Origin of the sequence: Methylobacterium pseudosasicola, assembly GCF_900114535.1 — a bacterium.
Lineage (GTDB): Bacteria > Pseudomonadota > Alphaproteobacteria > Rhizobiales > Beijerinckiaceae > Methylobacterium > Methylobacterium pseudosasicola.
In genome coordinates, this window is the sequence record NZ_FOTK01000020.1 from 64,099 (window position 1) to 81,403 (window position 17,305).

At 69.0% G+C, this 17,305-nt stretch carries 27 protein-coding genes; 15 read left to right on the plus strand and 12 right to left on the minus strand.

Annotation, left to right across the window (positions count from 1 at the left end; genetic code table 11):
* The first annotated feature begins 33 nt into the window (after nt 1-33).
* From BM228_RS18960 to BM228_RS18970, 3 genes are all read left to right on the plus strand, one after another.
* Complete coding sequence (locus BM228_RS18960; protein WP_092043065.1) at nt 34-1,026, plus strand: CYTH domain-containing protein; 993 nt, start codon at nt 34-36, stop codon at nt 1,024-1,026.
* Nucleotides 1,027-1,216: 190 nt separating this feature from the next.
* Nucleotides 1,217-3,244: a threonine--tRNA ligase gene (gene thrS, locus BM228_RS18965; protein WP_092043066.1), complete on the plus strand. Its 2,028-nt coding sequence runs from the start codon at nt 1,217-1,219 to the stop codon at nt 3,242-3,244.
* 364 nt (nt 3,245-3,608) lie between these two features.
* Nucleotides 3,609-4,595, plus strand: a complete 987-nt coding sequence (locus BM228_RS18970; protein ID WP_244537209.1) for a diguanylate cyclase domain-containing protein — start codon at nt 3,609-3,611, stop codon at nt 4,593-4,595.
* Between the two features lie 16 nt (nt 4,596-4,611).
* On the opposite strand, the gene BM228_RS18975 is transcribed toward BM228_RS18970, so the two are convergent.
* The 5 genes from BM228_RS18975 to BM228_RS18995 form a co-directional block, all read right to left on the minus strand.
* Nucleotides 4,612-5,040: a hypothetical protein gene (locus BM228_RS18975; protein ID WP_092043069.1), complete on the minus strand. Its 429-nt coding sequence runs from the start codon at nt 5,038-5,040 to the stop codon at nt 4,612-4,614.
* A 41-nt stretch (nt 5,041-5,081) separates the two neighbouring features.
* Entirely contained in the window at nt 5,082-5,315 is a 234-nt protein-coding gene (locus tag BM228_RS18980) for a DUF6894 family protein (protein WP_092043071.1), read from the minus strand.
* Between the two features lie 131 nt (nt 5,316-5,446).
* Nucleotides 5,447-5,701, minus strand: a complete 255-nt coding sequence (locus tag BM228_RS18985; RefSeq protein ID WP_092043072.1) for a hypothetical protein — start codon at nt 5,699-5,701, stop codon at nt 5,447-5,449.
* 135 nt (nt 5,702-5,836) lie between these two features.
* Nucleotides 5,837-6,022 (minus strand): hypothetical protein, encoded by a 186-nt coding sequence (locus BM228_RS18990; protein WP_092043074.1) that lies wholly within the window; start codon nt 6,020-6,022, stop codon nt 5,837-5,839.
* Between the two features lie 34 nt (nt 6,023-6,056).
* Entirely contained in the window at nt 6,057-6,263 is a 207-nt protein-coding gene (locus BM228_RS18995; RefSeq protein ID WP_092043075.1) for a hypothetical protein, read from the minus strand.
* A gap of 666 nt (nt 6,264-6,929) precedes the next feature.
* On the opposite strand from BM228_RS18995, the gene BM228_RS19000 reads away from it, so the two are divergent.
* The 5 genes from BM228_RS19000 (at nt 6,930) to BM228_RS19020 (ending at nt 9,304) form a co-directional block, all read left to right on the plus strand.
* Nucleotides 6,930-7,397, plus strand: a complete 468-nt coding sequence (locus BM228_RS19000; protein WP_092043077.1) for a Ros/MucR family transcriptional regulator — start codon at nt 6,930-6,932, stop codon at nt 7,395-7,397.
* A 258-nt stretch (nt 7,398-7,655) separates the two neighbouring features.
* Nucleotides 7,656-7,931: a hypothetical protein gene (locus tag BM228_RS19005; protein ID WP_425284966.1), complete on the plus strand. Its 276-nt coding sequence runs from the start codon at nt 7,656-7,658 to the stop codon at nt 7,929-7,931.
* A gap of 206 nt (nt 7,932-8,137) precedes the next feature.
* Nucleotides 8,138-8,500: a hypothetical protein gene (locus tag BM228_RS19010; RefSeq protein WP_092043078.1), complete on the plus strand. Its 363-nt coding sequence runs from the start codon at nt 8,138-8,140 to the stop codon at nt 8,498-8,500.
* 221 nt (nt 8,501-8,721) lie between these two features.
* A complete protein-coding gene (locus BM228_RS19015) occupies nt 8,722-8,904 on the plus strand; it encodes a hypothetical protein (protein ID WP_092043080.1) in 183 nt (60 codons plus the stop codon).
* Nucleotides 8,905-8,965: 61 nt separating this feature from the next.
* On the plus strand, nt 8,966-9,304 hold the full coding sequence (locus BM228_RS19020) for a PilZ domain-containing protein (protein WP_244537211.1): 339 nt from the start codon (nt 8,966-8,968) through the stop codon (nt 9,302-9,304).
* A gap of 6 nt (nt 9,305-9,310) precedes the next feature.
* On the opposite strand, the gene BM228_RS19025 is transcribed toward BM228_RS19020, so the two are convergent.
* Nucleotides 9,311-9,700, minus strand: a complete 390-nt coding sequence (locus BM228_RS19025) for a heme utilization protein (protein WP_092043081.1) — start codon at nt 9,698-9,700, stop codon at nt 9,311-9,313.
* Between the two features lie 172 nt (nt 9,701-9,872).
* Between BM228_RS19025 and BM228_RS19030 the strand changes: the two genes are divergently transcribed.
* From BM228_RS19030 to BM228_RS19040, 3 genes are all read left to right on the plus strand, one after another.
* Nucleotides 9,873-10,055 carry a hypothetical protein gene (locus BM228_RS19030; RefSeq protein ID WP_092043083.1) on the plus strand — a complete coding sequence of 61 codons (183 nt, stop codon included), beginning with the start codon at nt 9,873-9,875 and terminating at the stop codon, nt 10,053-10,055.
* Between the two features lie 23 nt (nt 10,056-10,078).
* Complete coding sequence (locus tag BM228_RS19035; RefSeq protein WP_092043084.1) at nt 10,079-10,327, plus strand: hypothetical protein; 249 nt, start codon at nt 10,079-10,081, stop codon at nt 10,325-10,327.
* 81 nt (nt 10,328-10,408) lie between these two features.
* Nucleotides 10,409-10,714, plus strand: coding sequence for a hypothetical protein (locus BM228_RS19040; protein WP_092043086.1), 306 nt, complete (start codon nt 10,409-10,411; stop codon nt 10,712-10,714).
* A 66-nt stretch (nt 10,715-10,780) separates the two neighbouring features.
* On the opposite strand, the gene BM228_RS19045 is transcribed toward BM228_RS19040, so the two are convergent.
* Complete coding sequence (locus tag BM228_RS19045; RefSeq protein WP_007566096.1) at nt 10,781-10,975, minus strand: hypothetical protein; 195 nt, start codon at nt 10,973-10,975, stop codon at nt 10,781-10,783.
* A gap of 223 nt (nt 10,976-11,198) precedes the next feature.
* On the opposite strand from BM228_RS19045, the gene BM228_RS19050 reads away from it, so the two are divergent.
* The 3 genes from BM228_RS19050 (at nt 11,199) to BM228_RS19060 (ending at nt 12,330) form a co-directional block, all read left to right on the plus strand.
* Nucleotides 11,199-11,399 (plus strand): hypothetical protein, encoded by a 201-nt coding sequence (locus tag BM228_RS19050; protein ID WP_092043087.1) that lies wholly within the window; start codon nt 11,199-11,201, stop codon nt 11,397-11,399.
* 104 nt (nt 11,400-11,503) lie between these two features.
* Nucleotides 11,504-11,980 carry a phasin gene (locus BM228_RS19055; protein ID WP_092043089.1) on the plus strand — a complete coding sequence of 159 codons (477 nt, stop codon included), beginning with the start codon at nt 11,504-11,506 and terminating at the stop codon, nt 11,978-11,980.
* Nucleotides 11,981-12,087: 107 nt separating this feature from the next.
* Complete coding sequence (locus BM228_RS19060; protein ID WP_092043090.1) at nt 12,088-12,330, plus strand: hypothetical protein; 243 nt, start codon at nt 12,088-12,090, stop codon at nt 12,328-12,330.
* A 53-nt stretch (nt 12,331-12,383) separates the two neighbouring features.
* On the opposite strand, the gene BM228_RS19065 is transcribed toward BM228_RS19060, so the two are convergent.
* Nucleotides 12,384-12,638 carry a hypothetical protein gene (locus BM228_RS19065; RefSeq protein WP_092043092.1) on the minus strand — a complete coding sequence of 85 codons (255 nt, stop codon included), beginning with the start codon at nt 12,636-12,638 and terminating at the stop codon, nt 12,384-12,386.
* A 463-nt stretch (nt 12,639-13,101) separates the two neighbouring features.
* Between BM228_RS19065 and BM228_RS19070 the strand changes: the two genes are divergently transcribed.
* On the plus strand, nt 13,102-13,329 hold the full coding sequence (locus tag BM228_RS19070; RefSeq protein ID WP_092043093.1) for a hypothetical protein: 228 nt from the start codon (nt 13,102-13,104) through the stop codon (nt 13,327-13,329).
* Between the two features lie 28 nt (nt 13,330-13,357).
* On the opposite strand, the gene BM228_RS19075 is transcribed toward BM228_RS19070, so the two are convergent.
* From BM228_RS19075 to BM228_RS19090, 4 genes are all read right to left on the minus strand, one after another.
* The gene (locus tag BM228_RS19075) at nt 13,358-13,675 is read right to left on the minus strand and encodes a hypothetical protein (protein ID WP_092043159.1); all 318 of its coding nucleotides are present in this window, start codon (nt 13,673-13,675) and stop codon (nt 13,358-13,360) included.
* Between the two features lie 172 nt (nt 13,676-13,847).
* A complete protein-coding gene (locus BM228_RS19080) occupies nt 13,848-14,108 on the minus strand; it encodes a hypothetical protein (protein WP_244537212.1) in 261 nt (86 codons plus the stop codon).
* Between the two features lie 80 nt (nt 14,109-14,188).
* Entirely contained in the window at nt 14,189-15,022 is an 834-nt protein-coding gene (locus BM228_RS19085) for a hypothetical protein (RefSeq protein ID WP_092043096.1), read from the minus strand.
* 216 nt (nt 15,023-15,238) lie between these two features.
* Nucleotides 15,239-17,275: a molybdopterin-containing oxidoreductase family protein gene (locus BM228_RS19090; protein WP_092043098.1), complete on the minus strand. Its 2,037-nt coding sequence runs from the start codon at nt 17,273-17,275 to the stop codon at nt 15,239-15,241.
* Nucleotides 17,276-17,305: the final 30 nt, after the last annotated feature.

Genomic DNA, 17,305 nt, shown 5'->3' on the forward strand with positions numbered 1-17,305 from the left:
CACCGCCGACGAAGCGGGAGGGGTTTTGAGTTCATGAGCACCATTCGCCGATTCCTGGTTGCGCCATCCCTGGTCCGCCTGATCCGCAAGGAGCGGGGCGGCGCCCGGATCACCGAAGGCCACTTCGTGGCGCAGGGGGGCCGCAGCTCCTACGTGCGGGTCGACGGCCAAGTCTGCCAGCTGGTGCTGGTGAACAAGGGCCCGGACGGCGTCCCGGCCGAGGAGCGGACCGACGTGCCGCGCGCCCACGGCGACGCGCTGCTCGACGTCTGCCCCGGCAAGGCCGCCTACGACCGCACGGTCCTGACCATCGGCGGCCGCGAGGTCACGATCGACCGCTACGTCACGCCGGGCAATCTCGACCTGATCAGCGTCGCCTTCGACAATGACGGCGACGCCTCCGCCTTCCAGACCCCGAACTGGTTCGGGCGTGAGGTCAGCAGCGAACCGGCCTTCGAGCGGCAGGCGCTGGCCATCCAGGGCGTGCCGGCCGCCGAAGAGGTGCCGCTGAGCAACGCGGCGCTCGACGCGGTCCTCGACCTGATCGAGCCGCGGTTCGGTTTCGGCCGCTACGGCAGCAGCGCCCGCGCGAGCGAGCCGTCCGATGACGGCGCGATGAGCGCCATGCGCCGCATCGTGACCCCGGCCGCCGCGGCGGCCCCGGTTGCGGCTGCAGCGGCGGCCCCGGCTCCCGAGCCCGTCGAGCCGCCTCCGGTCGCCCCGGTTGCCGAGGTTCACCCGGAGCCCGAGCCTCAGCCCGAGCCGGAGCCGACCCCCGCCCCGGAGCCCGTGCATCATGCGGCCCCGGTGGCTCAGGAGCCGAGCCCGCCTCAGCCCGCCCCGCAGGAGAGCATCCACAGCGACGCCCGGATCGACGACGTGATCGAGAGCCTGTCCCAGGCGCTCGGCGCCGCGATCCACCAGCATCCCGAGGCTGCCGCCGAGGCGAAGGACGCCAAGACAGACGAGTCGGCCGGCGTGTTCGAGCGCTGGACCGTGCGGCCCCGCCGGACGCAGCAGACCTGATCGACCGAGCCATTGGGAAGGCCGCGGGGGCAGGAGCCACCGCGGCCTTTTTGCTGCGCGCCGTCCCGGGCGCGCGTGGTCACGATCCGCGCCATTCCCTCGCCAAAGAAAAAAAATCGGTCTACACGGCCGCTCCCCAGAACACGCTTACCTGCCCCGTATGCAGGACTGAGCCCGGAGAGCCTGACCCATGCCGATTCTCACCTTCCCCAATGGCGACACGCGGGAGGTCGCTGCCGGCACCACCGGCCGCAGCGTGGTCGAGGGCATCGCCAAGTCGCTGGCCAAGCGCACCGTCGCCATGGCCCTCGACGGCACGGTCGCCGACCTCGACGATCCGATCGCCCAGGATGCCCGCATCGAGTTCCTGGACCGGACCGACCCGCGCGTCCTGGAACTGATCCGCCACGATTGCGCGCACGTGCTCGCCGAGGCCGTGCAGGCGCTCTGGCCGGAGACGCAGGTGACGATCGGCCCGGTGATCGAGAACGGTTTTTATTACGATTTCTATCGCGAGACCCCGTTCACGCCGGAGGATTTTCCGAAGATCGAGGCGAAGATGCGCGAGATTATTTCGCGCGACGCGCCATTTACCAAGGAAGTCTGGACGCGCGAGGATGTGCGAGCGCTGTTCGCGGGCAAACAGGAAAAATTCAAGGTCGAGCTGGTCGACGCGATCCCGCCCGGCGAGGATCTGAAGATCTACCGGCAGGGCGACTGGTTCGACCTGTGCCGCGGCCCGCACATGACCTCCACGGGCAAGGTCGGCACCGCCTTCAAGCTCATGAAAGTCGCGGGCGCCTACTGGCGGGGTGATTCGAACAACCCGATGCTGACGCGCATCTACGGCACGGCCTGGGCGGCCCAAGCCGATCTCGACGGCTACCTGCACCGGCTGGAGGAGGCCGAGCGCCGGGACCATCGGCGGCTCGGCCGGGAGATGGACCTGTTCCACTTCCAGGAGGAGGGGCCGGGCGTCGTCTTCTGGCACGCCAAGGGCTGGACGATCTTCCAGGAGCTGATCGCCTATATGCGCCGCCGGCTGCGCGGCGACTACGCCGAGGTGAATGCCCCGCAGATCCTCGACAAGGCCCTGTGGGAGACCTCGGGCCACTGGGGCTGGTACCGGGAGAACATGTTCGCCGCGCAAAGCGCGGGCGACGAGGCCGAGGACAAGCGCTGGTTCGCCCTCAAGCCGATGAACTGCCCGGGCCATGTGCAGATCTTCAAGCATGGCTTGAAATCCTACCGCGACCTGCCCCTGCGGCTCGCCGAGTTCGGCGTGGTCCACCGCTACGAGCCGTCGGGCGCCATGCACGGGCTGATGCGCGTGCGCGGCTTCACCCAGGACGACGCGCACGTCTTCTGCACCGAGGATCAGCTCGCCGACGAGTGCCTGAAGATCAACGACCTGATCCTCTCGACCTACGCGGATTTCGGCTTCGACCAGATCGTCGTGAAGCTCTCGACACGGCCGGAGAAGCGCGTCGGCTCGGACGCGCTCTGGGACCATGCCGAGGACGTGATGACCCGGGTGCTGGCGCAGATCGAGGCGCAGTCGGCCGGCCGCATCCGCACGGAGGTCAACCCGGGGGAGGGCGCGTTCTACGGGCCGAAATTCGAGTACGTCCTGCGCGATGCCATCGGCCGGGACTGGCAATGCGGCACCACGCAGGTGGACTTCAACCTGCCCGAGCGGTTCGGCGCCTTCTACATCGATGCCGACGGCGCCCGGAAGCCGCCCGTGATGGTGCATCGGGCGATCTGCGGCTCGATGGAGCGCTTCACCGGCATCCTGATCGAGCATTTCGCCGGGCATTTCCCGCTTTGGCTGTCGCCGGTCCAGGTGGTGGTGGCGACGATCACCGGCGAGGCCGACGCCTACGCCCATGAGGTGGTGCGCGCCCTGGATCGCGCCGGCCTGCGGGTCGAGGCCGATCTGCGCAACGAGAAGATCAACTACAAGGTCCGGGAGCACTCGCTCGCCAAGGTGCCGGTGCTGCTGGCGCTCGGCAAGCGCGAGGCCGAGGAGCGCACCGTCTCGATCCGCCGGCTCGGCAGCCAGCAGACCCGCACCCTGCCGCTCAAGGAGGCGGTGGCAGCCTTCGTCGAAGAGGCGACCGCCCCGGATCGCCGCCGGGCGGAGGCCGTGGCCGACACGGTCCCGACCAGCGACACGGTGCTCGACGGGCATCACGGCGTGCACGAGACGCCGTAAGTCCTTCTCGAACCGCACAGCCAGCGTCCCGCCGAGAGGAAGTGGCGCGGAGAGAAATATAAACCCATCCCCGCAGTCTTGCGCTGCGGGGATTTATTTAGAGGTTGCTTGCCTGCGGTGGGACGTTTGGTAACTCTAAGTGCTTGCAACTGAAGGGCCGCGCGCAAAAATTCGGGGCACGGCTTCGGCAACTGACATGACGATCGCGCATCCTTGAGCGAAACGCCGTTTCGTCAAGGTTGGCGAAAGGAATCCCATTCTATGACCCAGCAGAAGCAGTCTTCAGCGGGGCGTCCGGCCGCGGTGCCGCGCAGGCCCGGCCGGGCGCTTGAAGGGGGTCGCCAGGATGGCGCGAGCGGGCAGGGTGTCGGCGCGGCTGGAGCGGCGCACGCGAGAGCCGATCGTGATGGCCCGGCCCTACGGGTACTGCCGGGACCGGCGGCTCGGGGGCCGGGTCATGCGAGCCCTGGATAGCCTGCCGCACGGCTTCTGCCTGTTCGATGCCGGCGACCGCCTGCTGTTCGCCAATGCCGGCTACCGGCGCCTCTTCGGCCAGCCGGACGGAGAGGCGCGACCGGGCATGCATGCCCGCACGCTCATCGCGATCAACGCCGCCCAGGGCCTGAAATCCGGGCGGGACCCGGAGCAGATCTGGACGGAACGGCGGAGGTTTCTGGCCCGGCGCGATCCCGGCACCCTGCTGCAGACGCTCTCCGACGGCCGCCAGATCGCCCTCACGCTCCAGCCGCAAGCGGATGGCGGCTGGGTCGCCCTGTACGAGGACGTGACCGAGCGTCGGCGCGCGGAGACGCTGCTGCGCCATATGGCCCATCACGACCCGCTCACCGACCTGCCCAATCGCTACCTGTTTGAGGCCAGGCTCGAGCGCGCCACCGCCGAGCCCACCGGCCAGGGCTGCGCCCTGCTGTGCATCGATCTCGACGGCTTCAAGCCGGTCAACGACCTCTACGGCCACGCCGCCGGCGACGCGCTGCTGCGGCAGGTGGCCGAGCGGCTCCGGGAAGGCCTCGGCGAGCAGGACACAGCCGCGCGCCTCGGCGGCGACGAATTCGCCCTGCTCCTGGCGGACGCGCCGGCCTCGACCGTGCTGGACCGGGCGCGCCGCATCCACGAGCGGCTCACCGAACCCTACGCGATCGGCACCGGCCGGCCGGTCCTGGTCGGTGCCGCGATCGGGATCGCCTGCGCGACACGGCAGGCTTTCGAGGCGCGAACGCTGGTCGAGCGGGCCGATGCGGCGATGTATCAGGCCAAGCGGCTCGGCCATCCCTGCCTGTGGAGCGAGGCTTTGCGCTTCGGCCACGCACCGACCGCCGAAGCCGCCCTGTGACGGACGGCGCTCCGGCTCAACGGGCCTTGTCGTGCTCCGCGAGGCCGACGGCCTTGTAATCGTAGGTCGGGTAGAACTCGGTCCGATAGGCACCCCAAGCGGTGTCCTCCAGGACGCGGTTGATCTCGCGCAGCCGGGTGGCGGGCAGCCGCAGGGTGATGATCTGCCCGATGCCCATGACGACGTTCCAGGAGACGACCTCGATCCCCGGCGGCGGGAAGGCCTTGTAGAAGCCCTGCTTGGCGAGCTGGTCGTTCAGCTCGGAGAGGGGACGCGACTGGTCGTGCCGCAGGAAGACGGTGAGCAGGATCGCGTTGTCCGGCGTCGCCGCGGCCGAGCCCGCCTGAGGCGGCGGCGTGGTCTGGGCTCTGGCCGGCCCCGCGGCGGCGGCCGTCAGGAGAAGGGTCGCCAGGATTGATCCGGTCGCGATCCTCGAGCGTGTCATGCATCCTCCTCGGCCGTCAGCGACCCATAGAACCCCGGCCTTCAGCCGGGCTCGACATCGTAGGACAGGCGCAGCCGCAGGCGGACGGTGCCCTGCTCGTCCCGGACGGCGATCACGTAATCCTGCCGGACCTGCGGATCCGACAGCCCCTGCGCGATCCGGGTCATCATGCGGACGGCTTGCGCCTGGGCGGCGGCGAGATCGGGCAGGTCGAAGCCCTTTTGGTCGCGAACCAGGTTCGCGCCATCGTGGAGATCAATAAAGTATCGGGGCACGGATATTGGCTCTGGGCGCGCGATCGCTCACCAGCATCGTGCTACGTTGTTTCTACGTAGTGTCCAGGGGGCCGGCGATGCATTTCGCCGCCGCCGTATCGCCCCGGCGCTGCGAGCCCCGGTGACGCGCATCAGCCGCCTTGGAGGCTTTCGGCAAAGTCCTCCGGCACCTCGCCGAACTGGCCGAGGATGGTCACGCCTTCGAGCTCGCCGGTCTCGTCGTCGGCGACCACCTTCAGGGCCGCCGCCCCCGGCATGCGGCCGGCCAGAGCTTCGGCCTTCTTGAGGGCGCCGAACTCGCTCTGGGCGGGCTCCTGCCGGGCCGGCCGCAGCCGCTTGCGGTGCAGCTCGAACGGCTGCACCACGAATGTCGTCTTCATCGTCATCCGCTACCTTTGAAGCACGCGGAGCGGTTGCGATAGAGCATCGGCCCGACAGGGGGTCGCAGGCCCTCGGAAAAGAGGATGCTCGATCGAAGGCCAATTATGGCTCGCAGCGGCGCGAGCCGGAGGCCGGACCCGTCACAGGCTGCGGGTGGTGACCCCGAGCGCCAGCAGCGCGTAGGCGCCGATGAAGAACCATTGCCGATGCGCCACCACACTCCGTCCGACCATAGGGATGCGCGTGTACAGGCTGGCGATGGCCAGGCCGATGAGCACGGCCGAGACCAGGAAGGTGAGCAGGCGCGGGGCTGAGAGCGTGGGCATGGCCCATGCTCGCGCCGAGTCGGTTACCGGCGCGTTACCGGTCGAGCCCCGGGACGCGGGGCCGGTCCGGCGTCAGCGGGCCGGTGGTGCCCGGCAGCAGCCCGACCTGGGCCAGCCACAGGGCCATGATCGCCCCGGCGATCAGGGTCGCCAGCGAGGCCAGCCGGCCGGTCCAGCGCCGGGTGATGATCATGACGGCCAGGACGACCAGAAGGGCGAGGAGGAGAGCGAGCAGCAGCATGATCGCGCAATGCCACGGCTTGGGCCTCCCGTCACCGAGGGAGCGACGGCCTTGGCAAATACTGTTCGCCCGAGGGTTGAAAGCCTGAGGCCGCCCGATCTCCACGACGTTAGCCTGCGAAGAGCAGGATCCGGATGGGCGGACGGATCAGGATCTTGCGCACCCGGAAGCCCCGGATCATCGCCTCGCGCCGTCCTTCCAGGGTCGCGCTCGGGGACGGCCCCGGGAAGACCGACTTGTTTCTCCAGCCGCCTTCCGTCGTATTCACACGAAGACTGATTACAATTTGTCGCAGTGCTTTCGAGAACTGTCTTGAATCGGACGAACATAATATTTGATGGATAAAAACGACGCACGCCGCATGGAAACATCCGATGCTTGGCTCGGGTCTGTCGGAGACGCAGCAGCGCTTCGGCCGCGCCGTCAACCGGTTTGATCCAATCCCCCAAGCGATTGACCAGAATGCGGAAACACTGGCGCAGTGGTTATCGAAACCTCTGCCTTCGCGGATAGTTCACCTGACGGTTGTACCAGAATTTCCTGCCCCGAAGCGTCAGCATGCATAGCGATCATGACCAAAACGCACCTCGTTCTAGGGTTTTGTAACTTGCATTCGGCCGGGAGAGGTAGCAAATCGCCCGAGAGGGGCAGATCGGGAACCATAAAGTGACAGAAGAAACCATTGTGCACACGCCAGACTTGATCGGCTTGGCGGGCGACATCGTCGCCGCTTACGTCTCGAACAACCCCGTTCCGGCTGCCGAGCTGCCGGCGCTGATCGCTCGCGTGCACGGCGCGATCGCCGGTCTCACCTCCGGGACGAGCACCGCCGCCGCCGGCGCGGTTGCCGGCGAGGCGGTCGACAAGCCGACCCCGGCCCAGATCCGCAAGTCGGTCCAGCAGGACGGGATCGTTAGCTTCCTCGACGGCAAGACCTACAAGACCTTGAAGCGGCACCTGACCGCCAACGGCCTGAGCCCGCAGAGCTACCGCGAGCGCTACGGCCTGCCCGCCGATTATCCGATGGTCGCGCCGAGCTACGCCGAGCAGCGCTCCGCGCTTGCCAAGGCGATCGGTCTGGGCCAGCCCGGCGCGATGGCCGAGCGCGAGCGGAAGGGCCGCAAGGCCGCCTGACTCACCCGGACACCTTCGGCGGCGACCGCCGCCGAGGTCGTTCCCCGCGCTCCGGATGCCTCATCCGTCGACCGCGTGCGATCAGTCCGTAGCCGAAGCGCCGCTGTCGACCGCACCGGCGCAGGGTCGTGATTGCGACAGTTGCCGCACAGCCACACAGGCCGGCGACGTGCGGTGACACGGACAAGCTGCCACACTCTGCACAAAGCTGATGCCCACGCCGGATCCAGAGAGTGATTGGCGTGGGATCGAAGCATGATGAAGCGTGAGCAGACGAGAACCGACACGGTCGTGGCGTTCCCGGCCCATATCGCGCCCACCGTGGCCGACGAGGACACGGCATCGGTGATCGCCGTGCTGCAGGACCAGCTGGCGCTCGCCCGCGAGGGTCGGCTGCGCTCGGTGGCCGTCGTCTCGGTCTCGACGGATGGCGAGGCGATCGGCACGCAATGGTCGTGCAAGGGCGCCGACATTTCCAGCCTGATCGGCAAGCTGACCGTGCTCACGCACGACATGATGTCGGCCCGGAAGTGATCGACGCGCGCTTCGGCGCGTGAAGCGGGCCGGAACGCATCGGCTCTGAAAGGCCGTGACGGGCGCTGCCCGGCGGCACCGCGCTGCGATGTCGCTTCGCGGCACAGCTTGCCGGGGCGGCATCCGGCCTCGCTAGCCCTATCTCTGCGGCATGGACCGGCGCCGACGCGCGGGTCCGGCTTCAGCCCGCAGAGGAAGACCCGACCATGAGACGCGCCCTGCTCGCCGCCGCGCTGGCTGCGTCGATCCTCTCGCCCGGCCCCGCGGCGGCGCAGGACGAGAAGCGGGCCGAGACGATCGACGGACTGGTGCGGATCGTCGGCGCGCAGGCCGGCATCGTCCTGTATTGCCGCAAGTTCTACACCGTGGACGACGCGGTCGCCGAAGGCCTGTCCCGGACCGTTCGCAAGGCGCTCGACGAGACCCTGGGCCATCGCAAGGCGCAGACCGCCATCGCGGAGGAAGGCCGGCGCGTCGCCCAAACGATCGCGGAGGTTGGGGCGGAACAATGGTGCGCCGACCAGCGGGACATTCTCAACACCGACGGCGTCCGGGTCTTCCTCGACTGAACTGTGCCGCCACGGTCGTCCCCAGAAAAAGCTGCTGCGCCGGCGAGATCTAAACGGTGCAGCCCTAGCGTGTTCTGCAATGCAGAACAGATTATCTTCTTGTTCGCGTTCAGATCGTCTGTCATGTTTCGGCGACGGACGCCTGAAAGCAGAACACGCCGGCTGCGATCGTCCGGACAAGAGCCCGAAGGGCCAGGAGACCGGCGTCGGAGGATCACGCCATGTCCACACCGATCACCATCGCCATCGCGCTCGTCGTGTTCGGCGCGGCGCTCTCGGTCTTCGCCTTCGCCCGCGCCCCCCGGTCGAACGACTTCGCGGGCTGGGACGTGATGTTCATGAGCGGGATCGGTGCCGTCGCGCTCGGCTTCCTCGCGACGCTGGTCGGCGTTGTCACCGGGTAGCGGGCCCGCTGGGCCGGATGCAGACAATCCGACGGGTTTCCAGAACCTGTTCTGAACCCGGATGGCCGATCCTGCGGCCATCGAGGTTCACGAGGCGGCGATGCTTGACCGACGGCGCGCTCCGCGCACGGTGCTGAACGAAACCGGCAGTATTTCGGTCGATGAGCATCGCAGCCTGCCCTGTATCGTCTACGATCGCTCCCTCGACGGCGTCCGCATCGCCCTGCCGGAAGCCGAGATCGTGCCGGACCGGTTCGTGCTCAGCATCGATGCGAGCCGCGAAATCCTCATCTGCCGGGCAGTGTGGCGCAAGGCGGAAGAGATCGGCGCGACGACCGACGAGCCGGAGACCGGGCGGGCAGGCCGTCCGAGCCTCCGCCGCGAGCCGGCGCCAGTCTGACGCGTCTCAACTCGCGCGACGGGCGTTCCAGCGGCCGCTGCAGGTGATGGCGCCGCCGGTGGTCCGCCAGGTGCCGCTGCCGGCGCCCTGGGGATCGAGGCTGCCGGAGATCGGCACCGTATTGGAGCCGCTTGTGATCGTGGCCTGGACGCTGCCGCTCGCCGAGACGCCGCCATCGATATCGACCTCGTCGCCGGGGATCGAAGCGTCGCTGTCCTTGATCTGGACCTGATAGCTGGTCTGCGCTGCGCAGGGCCCTTCGGACGTGGTCGCTACGATGGTCCAGGCGCCGTCGTACCGGTTCGGCACCTTGACTTTGCGGGTCGCTGCGAAGGCCGGGAACAGGCCGCCGACGATCACGGTCGCGGTGAGGATCGGGACAAGGCAGCGGATCACGGGCGGCTCTCAAGCTTGCGCAGCCAGGGCCGGCCACGTGGGGGGAGAACCGCGGAGCCGTCGAAACGGTTGCTGCGACCAATCGGGTGTGGGCACCTTCGCGCGCGACGGCCGTTCTGTCTGAGCCGGACCTGCCGATCGCAGGGTGCGGTACCGACGCCGGGGACATGCCATGCCCGATCCGACATCACCCGGCGCGGACGACGCGCCCATCCCCGACCTGCCCCAGGGCCTGCCGACGCCGCCGAATACCGGGGACATGCCGCCGCCCCGGCTGCCGCCCGCCCCGGAGGACGATCCAGCCCCACCGCGCCGGGAACCCGCGCCGGATATCGACGACGTGCCGGGCCTGTGACGACGGCGCGAAGAATTCGATCGATGCGCGGGTGCCTGAGCCTCGCCGCCTGTCTCGGATCGGTTCTGGCGGCCTCCGCCGCCGAGCCGCTCACCATCGAGCGGCTGAGTGCCGATGGCTGGGAGATCGCCGGCTATACCGGCACCTTCGACAACCGGTCCTCCCTGATCCTGTTTCGGCGGAAGGACACCAAGTACCTCGTCCAGTGCTCGATCCTGTACGATGTGACCCGCAACCCGCGGGTGATCACCAATTGCTACGAGTTGCACTGAGTGTCCCGGTTGGCGCCGCGCGAGCGTGAACTTCGCCGGCCCGCACCCGTTGCCGTCCGACCCCACACAACGGACGTATTCATGACACGCACGACGATGCTGCTCTCGGGCGCCCTGACCCTGCTGCTCGCCGGTCCGGCCGCGGCGCAGGTGACCACCGGCGGCGCCGGCAATACCGGCGTGACCGCTCCGCCCACCACCGGCGGCGTCGGCGCGGGGACGGTGGGCAGCGGCCCCAACGCCCAGATCACCACGGGCACGACGGCCAATCCCAGCAATTCCTCCGTCCCGGGCACCACGCCGGGGGTGAATATCGGCGGCACCCCGACCAGCGGACCGCCCGGGACCGGCGGCACGGCGGGCGGCCCGGCCCTCGGCAACCGCTAGCGTATCGTCTCGAGAGGCGGTCGCCGGCTTTCGGAACAAGACGATGCGCGAGCAAGCTGCGTCGGCTCACTCCCCCCAATCGATGTCCAGCGACCGCTCGAACGCGGCCGCGGACATCTCCTTGCCCTTGGGATCGGCGACCATGATCTCCCGGAACCCGCGCCGGGCGAGTTCCCAGGTCTTCTCCATGGCCTGCTCGTCGGTCCCGCACGCGAAAGTCATGACGCGGCCGGACGGATCGATCCCCTTGACGGTGAACACGACACTCTCCTCGTTCCTCCGCCCGCATATAGCGCGGCGGATGCGATCCCGGCCACACGGCGACTGATGATCCGGGAGCCGCGGGCCTTGCGCCGCGTTGCTCCAAGCATCGTCCCGAAAGGTGGTTGCCGGCTTTCTGGGAAGACGACGCGGATCGAAAAGCCGAGCCTCGCCTCTGGATCCGGTATCCAGGATGCTGGTCTCGGGACAGGGAAATCCTCGGATGACTGATTCGCGCGAACCCGCGACTGTTCCGGACCGGGCCTCCCCCCCGGTCGATCCGGATCTGGAGATCGCGTCCGGGGATAGCGAGCCCGAGGCTTCCAACAAGCCCTTGCCGATCCCGAGCGACGAGCCGGAGGTCGGGCTCTCACAGAAGGGAAGCGGGGAGGACGCGGTGGTTCGGCGCGAGACCGAGATCTGACGGAATCCGGCCGTCTGGTCGCCGCCGATCCCTGGACCTAGCCGCTTGTGCGGTGCACAATAAGTCCGGCCGCGGCCGGACTTGCGGCTGACAGGAGACCAGTCATGGCGAATATTCCAAGCTTCGAGGTCCCTCCGCAGCTGCGCGACCTGGCCGAGACCAGCGTCGAGCAGGCCCGCAAGGCGTTCGGGACCTTCATCGGCTCCGCGCGGCGCGCCGCCGACACGGTGCACGGCTCCACCGATCTGGCCCGCACCAACGCGCAGGGTCTCTATACCCGCAGCCTCGATTACGCCGAGCAGAACGTCCGCGCCGCCTTCGACCTCGCCCAGAAACTGGCGACCGCGCGCTCCTACCCGGAAGCGCTGCAGCTTCAGGCCGACTACGTGCGTGAGCGCTTCGCCGCCATCCAGGCTCAGGCGAAGGATCTCGGCGGCCTCGCCCAGGGGGCGTTCCAGCAGGGTGCGGAGCGCGCCCGGTCGGCGGTGCAGCAGGGCGTGGCGGACACGCAGAAGGCGGTGCAGCAGGGGCAGGACGCCGTCCAGCAGACGCAGCACGCCGCCGAGCAGGCATCGCACTAAGTCAGCGCCGCACGCGCAAGGCCGCGGTCTTCGCGCGCCGCCGCCTCGGTCGCGGGCTGGCGACACCTCCCGGTGTCGCCGCTTCTATCCAGGATGTGGAGTTGCCGATGATGTACGGCGAGGTTGGCCGCCTGGCGGACGAGGCCATCCGGCTGAGCATCCGCCAGGCGGAGAACGCCGCCCTTCTCGCGGTCGCCGTCCAGTACGCCTGGCTGGATTTCTGGTTCGAGAGCTATCGGGCGACCGGCGCCGCCCTCAGCGCCGAGCAGGGGCATAGAGCCCGGACCCGTCGCCTGATCGAGCGCGGCGTCTCACCGAGCCTCGCCGCCCGGGAACTGCACATCGTCTGACCGGCGCCGCGCCGGAGGGATCTCCGTCCGGCGCGGCAAGCCGTGCGCTGCGCTCAGCGGTTCGTGTCGGCGGAAGCCTGGACCATCGGACGCTCGAGGGTCGCCACCGGGCGGCTGACGGTGCGGGTGGCCGAGACCGGATGGGGCGTGGTGGTCAGGTCGCTGACCGAATGGACCTGCGTGGTGGCGCGGGCCTGCTCCCGATACAGCGGCGGGGTCAGGTGCAGGCTGTCGCCCGCGCTGGCGGGGCCGGCGAGGATGGCGGACGTGGTGAGCGCCGCCGACGCGAGGATGAGGATCGTGCGCATGGTGCGTCTCCGGTTCGATCGCGGACTGCAATCGCTGGACGCATGAGACCATGGATTTGTGCAATGCGGTATGCTCATTGCGCATTGCAACATAAATCTGAGTCTGCAGTGTTTTGCAGTTCTCACATCGCGTCCTGAGGGAAAGACGCTGGTCAAAGCAATGGACGCCATGCATTCCGAACAAAGGAAATAAATTTCACAGGATGAACTTTCAAATATAAATTGAAGTCCCGTCAGATTTAATTTCGCTTGACGTCCAATGAGCCGACAGGATTGCCGGGCTTCAAGCGCCGCATTGCCCCTACGGCCCGTTTTGGCCGCTGATGGTCCGCCCGACGACGGGCTGCGAACACACGTCGCGGCATGCCGATCGTCCCGACACGAAGCGGCAACCTGATCGCCAGCTCCGCGTCACATAGATGGGTTAGACGGAGTCCAATCTTCAAATCTCCGGAGCGCGACCATGACGCCCGCTGATCTCGACAAGCGCGCCGAATTGACCGTGTGGCCGAGCTGTTCGCTCGGGCGGTCTGCGAAGGGACGCCCCTTCGCAACCCTGCGCGAAGCCCTCGCGGTCGCGGCGCAAGTGATCGAAGCCGAGGATGCAGAGCCCTGGATCATCACCGAGGAGGGCGACGTGCTCTCGCCGCGCTGGATCCGGGCGAACAGCTGCTCTCGCGCCCTTCAGTGATCTGAGGGTTAGGAGCGGCGCGGTCCGCTCAGCATCCGATGCAGATGTCGTGCACCACGTGTTCCCGCCGGGGACCGGTGCGCTGGTTCGGCAGCCGCCCCTCCGTCGATGGAAAGCCGCTGCCGAGCGCCTGAAGGCGTCGCCGGCCATTGGCAGGCTCCGCCGTCGTGGAAGGCGCCGGCGCGGCGGGCGATGGAGCCGCGCTCGGGGCGCTGTTGGCCATGCCGGTATCGGGGAGGGGCATCACCATGCCCTGGGCCGGCGGGTTCGCCGCGAACTCCCCCGCCTGAACGGACGAGGCCGTGCAAACCAGGGCAACGAGGATCAGCCGACACGGCACCGGCATCGAGATCCCTCCGCGCATGCCCGCTCGATGATCGCCGGCGCCATCACGCGCCGGCGGGGTGAGTGTTGAGAGTGACGAGCCCGCATCCGGCGAGCCAGTACCTCCTTCGACGGCGGACGCTCAAAGCATCGTCCCGGAAGATGGCCGCCGGCTTTCGGAAGAGAACGATGCGCTAGTAGGCCCGGCCGTAGAACGGCTTGGATTCCGGGCGATAGCGGTCGCCGACCGGCCAGGTATAGGGCTGGTCCTTGCCGGTGCGGATGTCGGAGCCGAATTTCGGCGTGTTGAACCCGATGCCGTGAAGGCTGCCGGTCCGGCCCTTGGCGCCCTGCATCGTGGATCCTGACTCGCGGGCCAGCGCCACGCTCGACATCCCGACGACGAGAACAGCCGCAAGCGAAGCGCGGCCCAGTCCCATGGCTTTCTGCATCATCGCCTCCTGTCCCGGCCGAAGTGCCGGTACAGGAGGAACGGTAGCGCTTCCGCCCGGTTCCGCCGCGCCGTGCGGTCCCGTCAGAAGCCGTTCCCGCCCCCGAAACAGGCGACCGCCAGCCGCCCGGTGCAGGCCGTATCAGCCTGAGCAGATCCTGCTGCGATGCCGGCGCCCCCCACCGCTCCACCACCCCGAGCCGTGCTGGCGGTCGTCACCGGATCCGTGGTCGCGTTGGCGCCGCCCGCGATCCCGGCACCGCCGACCGAACCGCCTCCGTTGGCGGTGGACGTCGCCGCCGTTGCTGTCGCGGTGTTCAGGCCGGTTGAACTGGCGCCGATCCCGCTGCCGCTGCCGAAACCGCCCGTCCCGAACGAGGCCACCGACGAAGCCGAGTTCGCATTGGTGTTCAGGCTGGTAGCGATGGCCGAGCTTCCGCTGGTCCCACCTATGCCGAACGACGAGAAGGCACTGCCCGAGATCGAGCCGATCGCCGAACTCGACGAGGTGTTGAAGCCGCTGCGCGTCCCGGTCGCCCCGATCGTGCTGCCGGTCCCGGTCGAGCCGGAACTCGTGCTGCTGGTGATGCCGGCGCCTCCGGTCGTGCCGACGCCGGTCAGGCCGAGCCGGCCGGTGCTGCCGCTCGCACCCGACGGCGGCGCGATGCTGCCGCTTCCGGAGCCTCCGCCGCCGAAGCTCAGCTGACCGGCATTCACCAGCCCGCCGCCCTGGGCCGAGAGGGTCGGGAATGGGCCGGTGGTGGACCCGCCGCCGATGCTGAGTTGTCCGGGATTGGCGATCGCCGTGACCGGTTCCAGCGAGGCCGCCGAGGGCGCGGTGGCGGTGGCGGACAGGTTTTGCGCCCAGGCCGACGAGGCGAACGGAAGCAGCAGGGCGGCAGCGAGGAGGACCCGCATGGCTGGTGACATCCACGAAACAGTGTGTCCGCAGCCAACCACGCCACTTCAGGCGGGTTCCGTCATGGGCCAATCACTGAAAATCTCGGATTCAAAAGGTCTTCGACCTTTTGCGGGTCCAGGGCAGAGCCCTGGTCCATCGGGGCTCCGCCCCGATACCCCGCCAAAGGGCTGAGCCCTTTGGGATCCCTCTTCTTTGCCTGGGCGGGCTGGTTATCAGGCTGCCCTGACCCAGACCGCGGTGTCGTGGAAGGTGGCGCCGTCGTTGGGGGCAGCCGGGGTGTCACCGATCAGCGCGTTGATGCCGCGCCCGCCCGAGAAAGCGGCCGAGGGCCACAGGCTCTCCACCACCACGATCCCGGGCGGCTGCCCCTCGGCGAGGCGCGCATGCAGCCGGACCTGGCCGCGAGTGTTGCCGATCTCCACCGCATCCCCGGTGGCGATCCCGAGGCGGGCGCCGTCCGCCGGATGGAGCAGGCAGGTCGGGCGCCCCTCGCGCCGGATCGATTCCGGGCTGTTGGTGAAGGTGGTGTTGAGGAACTGGCGGGCCGGCGGCGCCACCATCCGGAACGGCCGCTCGGCATCGGCCGGCTCCGACACCGCCCAATGGTCGGGCAGGGCCGGCATGCCGGCGGCCCGCGGCCCCAGCGACGACCAGTCCGGGCTGAACCGGAAGCGCCCATCCGAATGGCCAAAGCCGGTGAGGAAGTGGCTCTCGGCAAAACTCGGCTGCGCGTCGATCCAGCGTTCCTGCTCCAGCCGATCGAGGCCGCCCCATCCGGAACGGGCCAGGGTGGCATCGGCGAGATCTCGCGCGCTGAAATCGAAGCCTGCATGCGTGGCTCCGAGCCGGCCGGCGAGGGCGGCGATCAGGTCGTGGTTGGAGCGGCATTCCCCCGGCGGCTCCAGCAGCGCCGGCCCCGACTGGATATGGCTGTGGCCGCCGGCCCCGTAGATGTCGTCGTGCTCCAGGAAGGTGGTGGCGGGCAGCACGAGGTCGGCGAGCGCCGCCGTCTCGGTCATGAACTGCTCGTGCACCGCCAGGAACACGTCCGGCCGCATCAGGCCGGCGCGCACGCGGTTGCTGTCCGGGGCGGAGGCGGCGGGGTTGGCCGACTGGATCAGCATGGCCCGCACCGGCGGCCCGCCCTGCAGGGCGTCCGCATCGTCGGCTAGGATCGCGCCGATCCGGCTCATGTCGAGCTCGCGCACCCCCGGGGCCTTGGCGTCGAGGCCCTCGGTCAGGGTCTTGTCCCAGTTGAAGATCGCGGCGTTCTGCCAGAGGGCGCCGCCGCCTTCGTGCTGCCAGGCGCCGGTGACGGTCGGCAGGCAGGTCACCGCGTGCAGGTTGACCGCGCCGTTGCGCGTCCGGGTGAAGCCGAAGCCGCAGCGGATGTAGCTGCGCGGCGTCGCGCCGTAGAGCGCCGCGAAGGCCTCGATCTCGGCGACCGTGAGGCCGGTGATCGCGGCTGCCCAGTCCGGGGTTCGGGTCGCGACGTGGGCCTCCAGCGCCGCCGTGTCCTCGGCATGGGCCGCGAGGTAGGCCCGGTCGGCGTAGCCATCGCGGAACAGCACGTGGAGGACGGCGCAGGCCAGGGCCCCGTCGGTGCCGGGCCGAGGCGCGAGGTGGAGGTCGGCTGCCGCCGCGGTGCCGGTGCGGTAGGGATCGATCACCACCAACTTGGCGCCCCGCGTCTTGCGGGCCCGGCTGATGTGGCTCATCGCGTTGACCTGGGTGCTCACGGGGTTGCCGCCCCAGACCACGATCAGGTCGGAGACCGCCATTTCCCGCGGGTCCGGGCCGGCGACGCGGCCGATGCCGGCGCTCCAGCCGGCGATGGCGATGGCGGTGCAGATGGTTCGCTTGCGGCGGGAATAGCCCATCACGTGGGTCAACCGGTGGATGCCGTCGCGCTGGACGAGGCCCATCGTGCCGCCGGAATTGTACGGCCAGACCGCCTCCGGACCGTGGCGTTCGGCGGCTTCCGTGAAGGCTCCGGCCAGGCGGTCGAGGGCGGCGTCCCACGCGATCGGGCGCCACTGGCCACTGCCCTTCGGGCCAACTCGTTCCAGAGGCTGGAGAATCCGGTCCGGATGGTGGACCCGCTCGCCGTAGCGGCTGACCTTCGCGCAGATCACCCCGGCGGTGTAGGGGTTGTCCCCGCCCTTCACGGAGACGACGCGGCCGTCGGCCACCTGCACGTCCAGGCTGCAGGCGGAGGGGCAATCATGCGGGCAGACGGTCCGGGCCAAGCGACGAACTCCGTGCCGTCTCTTCGCGGC

Coding starts and splice junctions, on each gene's coding strand:
- BM228_RS19075 (WP_092043159.1), bottom strand. CDS start 13,675: ATGCCGGTGCCGTGTCGGCTGATCCTCGTTGCCCTGGTTTGCACGGCC.
- BM228_RS18960 (WP_092043065.1), top strand. CDS start 34: ATGAGCACCATTCGCCGATTCCTGGTTGCGCCATCCCTGGTCCGCCTG.
- BM228_RS19050 (WP_092043087.1), top strand. CDS start 11,199: ATGACTGATTCGCGCGAACCCGCGACTGTTCCGGACCGGGCCTCCCCC.
- BM228_RS19085 (WP_092043096.1), bottom strand. CDS start 15,022: ATGCGGGTCCTCCTCGCTGCCGCCCTGCTGCTTCCGTTCGCCTCGTCG.
- BM228_RS19040 (WP_092043086.1), top strand. CDS start 10,409: ATGACACGCACGACGATGCTGCTCTCGGGCGCCCTGACCCTGCTGCTC.
- BM228_RS19005 (WP_425284966.1), top strand. CDS start 7,656: ATGAAGCGTGAGCAGACGAGAACCGACACGGTCGTGGCGTTCCCGGCC.
- BM228_RS19020 (WP_244537211.1), top strand. CDS start 8,966: ATGGCCGATCCTGCGGCCATCGAGGTTCACGAGGCGGCGATGCTTGAC.
- BM228_RS19010 (WP_092043078.1), top strand. CDS start 8,138: ATGAGACGCGCCCTGCTCGCCGCCGCGCTGGCTGCGTCGATCCTCTCG.
- BM228_RS19055 (WP_092043089.1), top strand. CDS start 11,504: ATGGCGAATATTCCAAGCTTCGAGGTCCCTCCGCAGCTGCGCGACCTG.
- BM228_RS19030 (WP_092043083.1), top strand. CDS start 9,873: ATGCCCGATCCGACATCACCCGGCGCGGACGACGCGCCCATCCCCGAC.
- BM228_RS18975 (WP_092043069.1), bottom strand. CDS start 5,040: ATGACACGCTCGAGGATCGCGACCGGATCAATCCTGGCGACCCTTCTC.
- BM228_RS19035 (WP_092043084.1), top strand. CDS start 10,079: ATGCGCGGGTGCCTGAGCCTCGCCGCCTGTCTCGGATCGGTTCTGGCG.
- thrS (WP_092043066.1), top strand. CDS start 1,217: ATGCCGATTCTCACCTTCCCCAATGGCGACACGCGGGAGGTCGCTGCC.
- BM228_RS19065 (WP_092043092.1), bottom strand. CDS start 12,638: ATGCGCACGATCCTCATCCTCGCGTCGGCGGCGCTCACCACGTCCGCC.
- BM228_RS19070 (WP_092043093.1), top strand. CDS start 13,102: ATGACGCCCGCTGATCTCGACAAGCGCGCCGAATTGACCGTGTGGCCG.
- BM228_RS19060 (WP_092043090.1), top strand. CDS start 12,088: ATGATGTACGGCGAGGTTGGCCGCCTGGCGGACGAGGCCATCCGGCTG.
- BM228_RS18990 (WP_092043074.1), bottom strand. CDS start 6,022: ATGCCCACGCTCTCAGCCCCGCGCCTGCTCACCTTCCTGGTCTCGGCC.
- BM228_RS18995 (WP_092043075.1), bottom strand. CDS start 6,263: ATGCTGCTGCTCGCTCTCCTCCTCGCCCTTCTGGTCGTCCTGGCCGTC.
- BM228_RS18985 (WP_092043072.1), bottom strand. CDS start 5,701: ATGACGATGAAGACGACATTCGTGGTGCAGCCGTTCGAGCTGCACCGC.
- BM228_RS19080 (WP_244537212.1), bottom strand. CDS start 14,108: ATGATGCAGAAAGCCATGGGACTGGGCCGCGCTTCGCTTGCGGCTGTT.
- BM228_RS19015 (WP_092043080.1), top strand. CDS start 8,722: ATGTCCACACCGATCACCATCGCCATCGCGCTCGTCGTGTTCGGCGCG.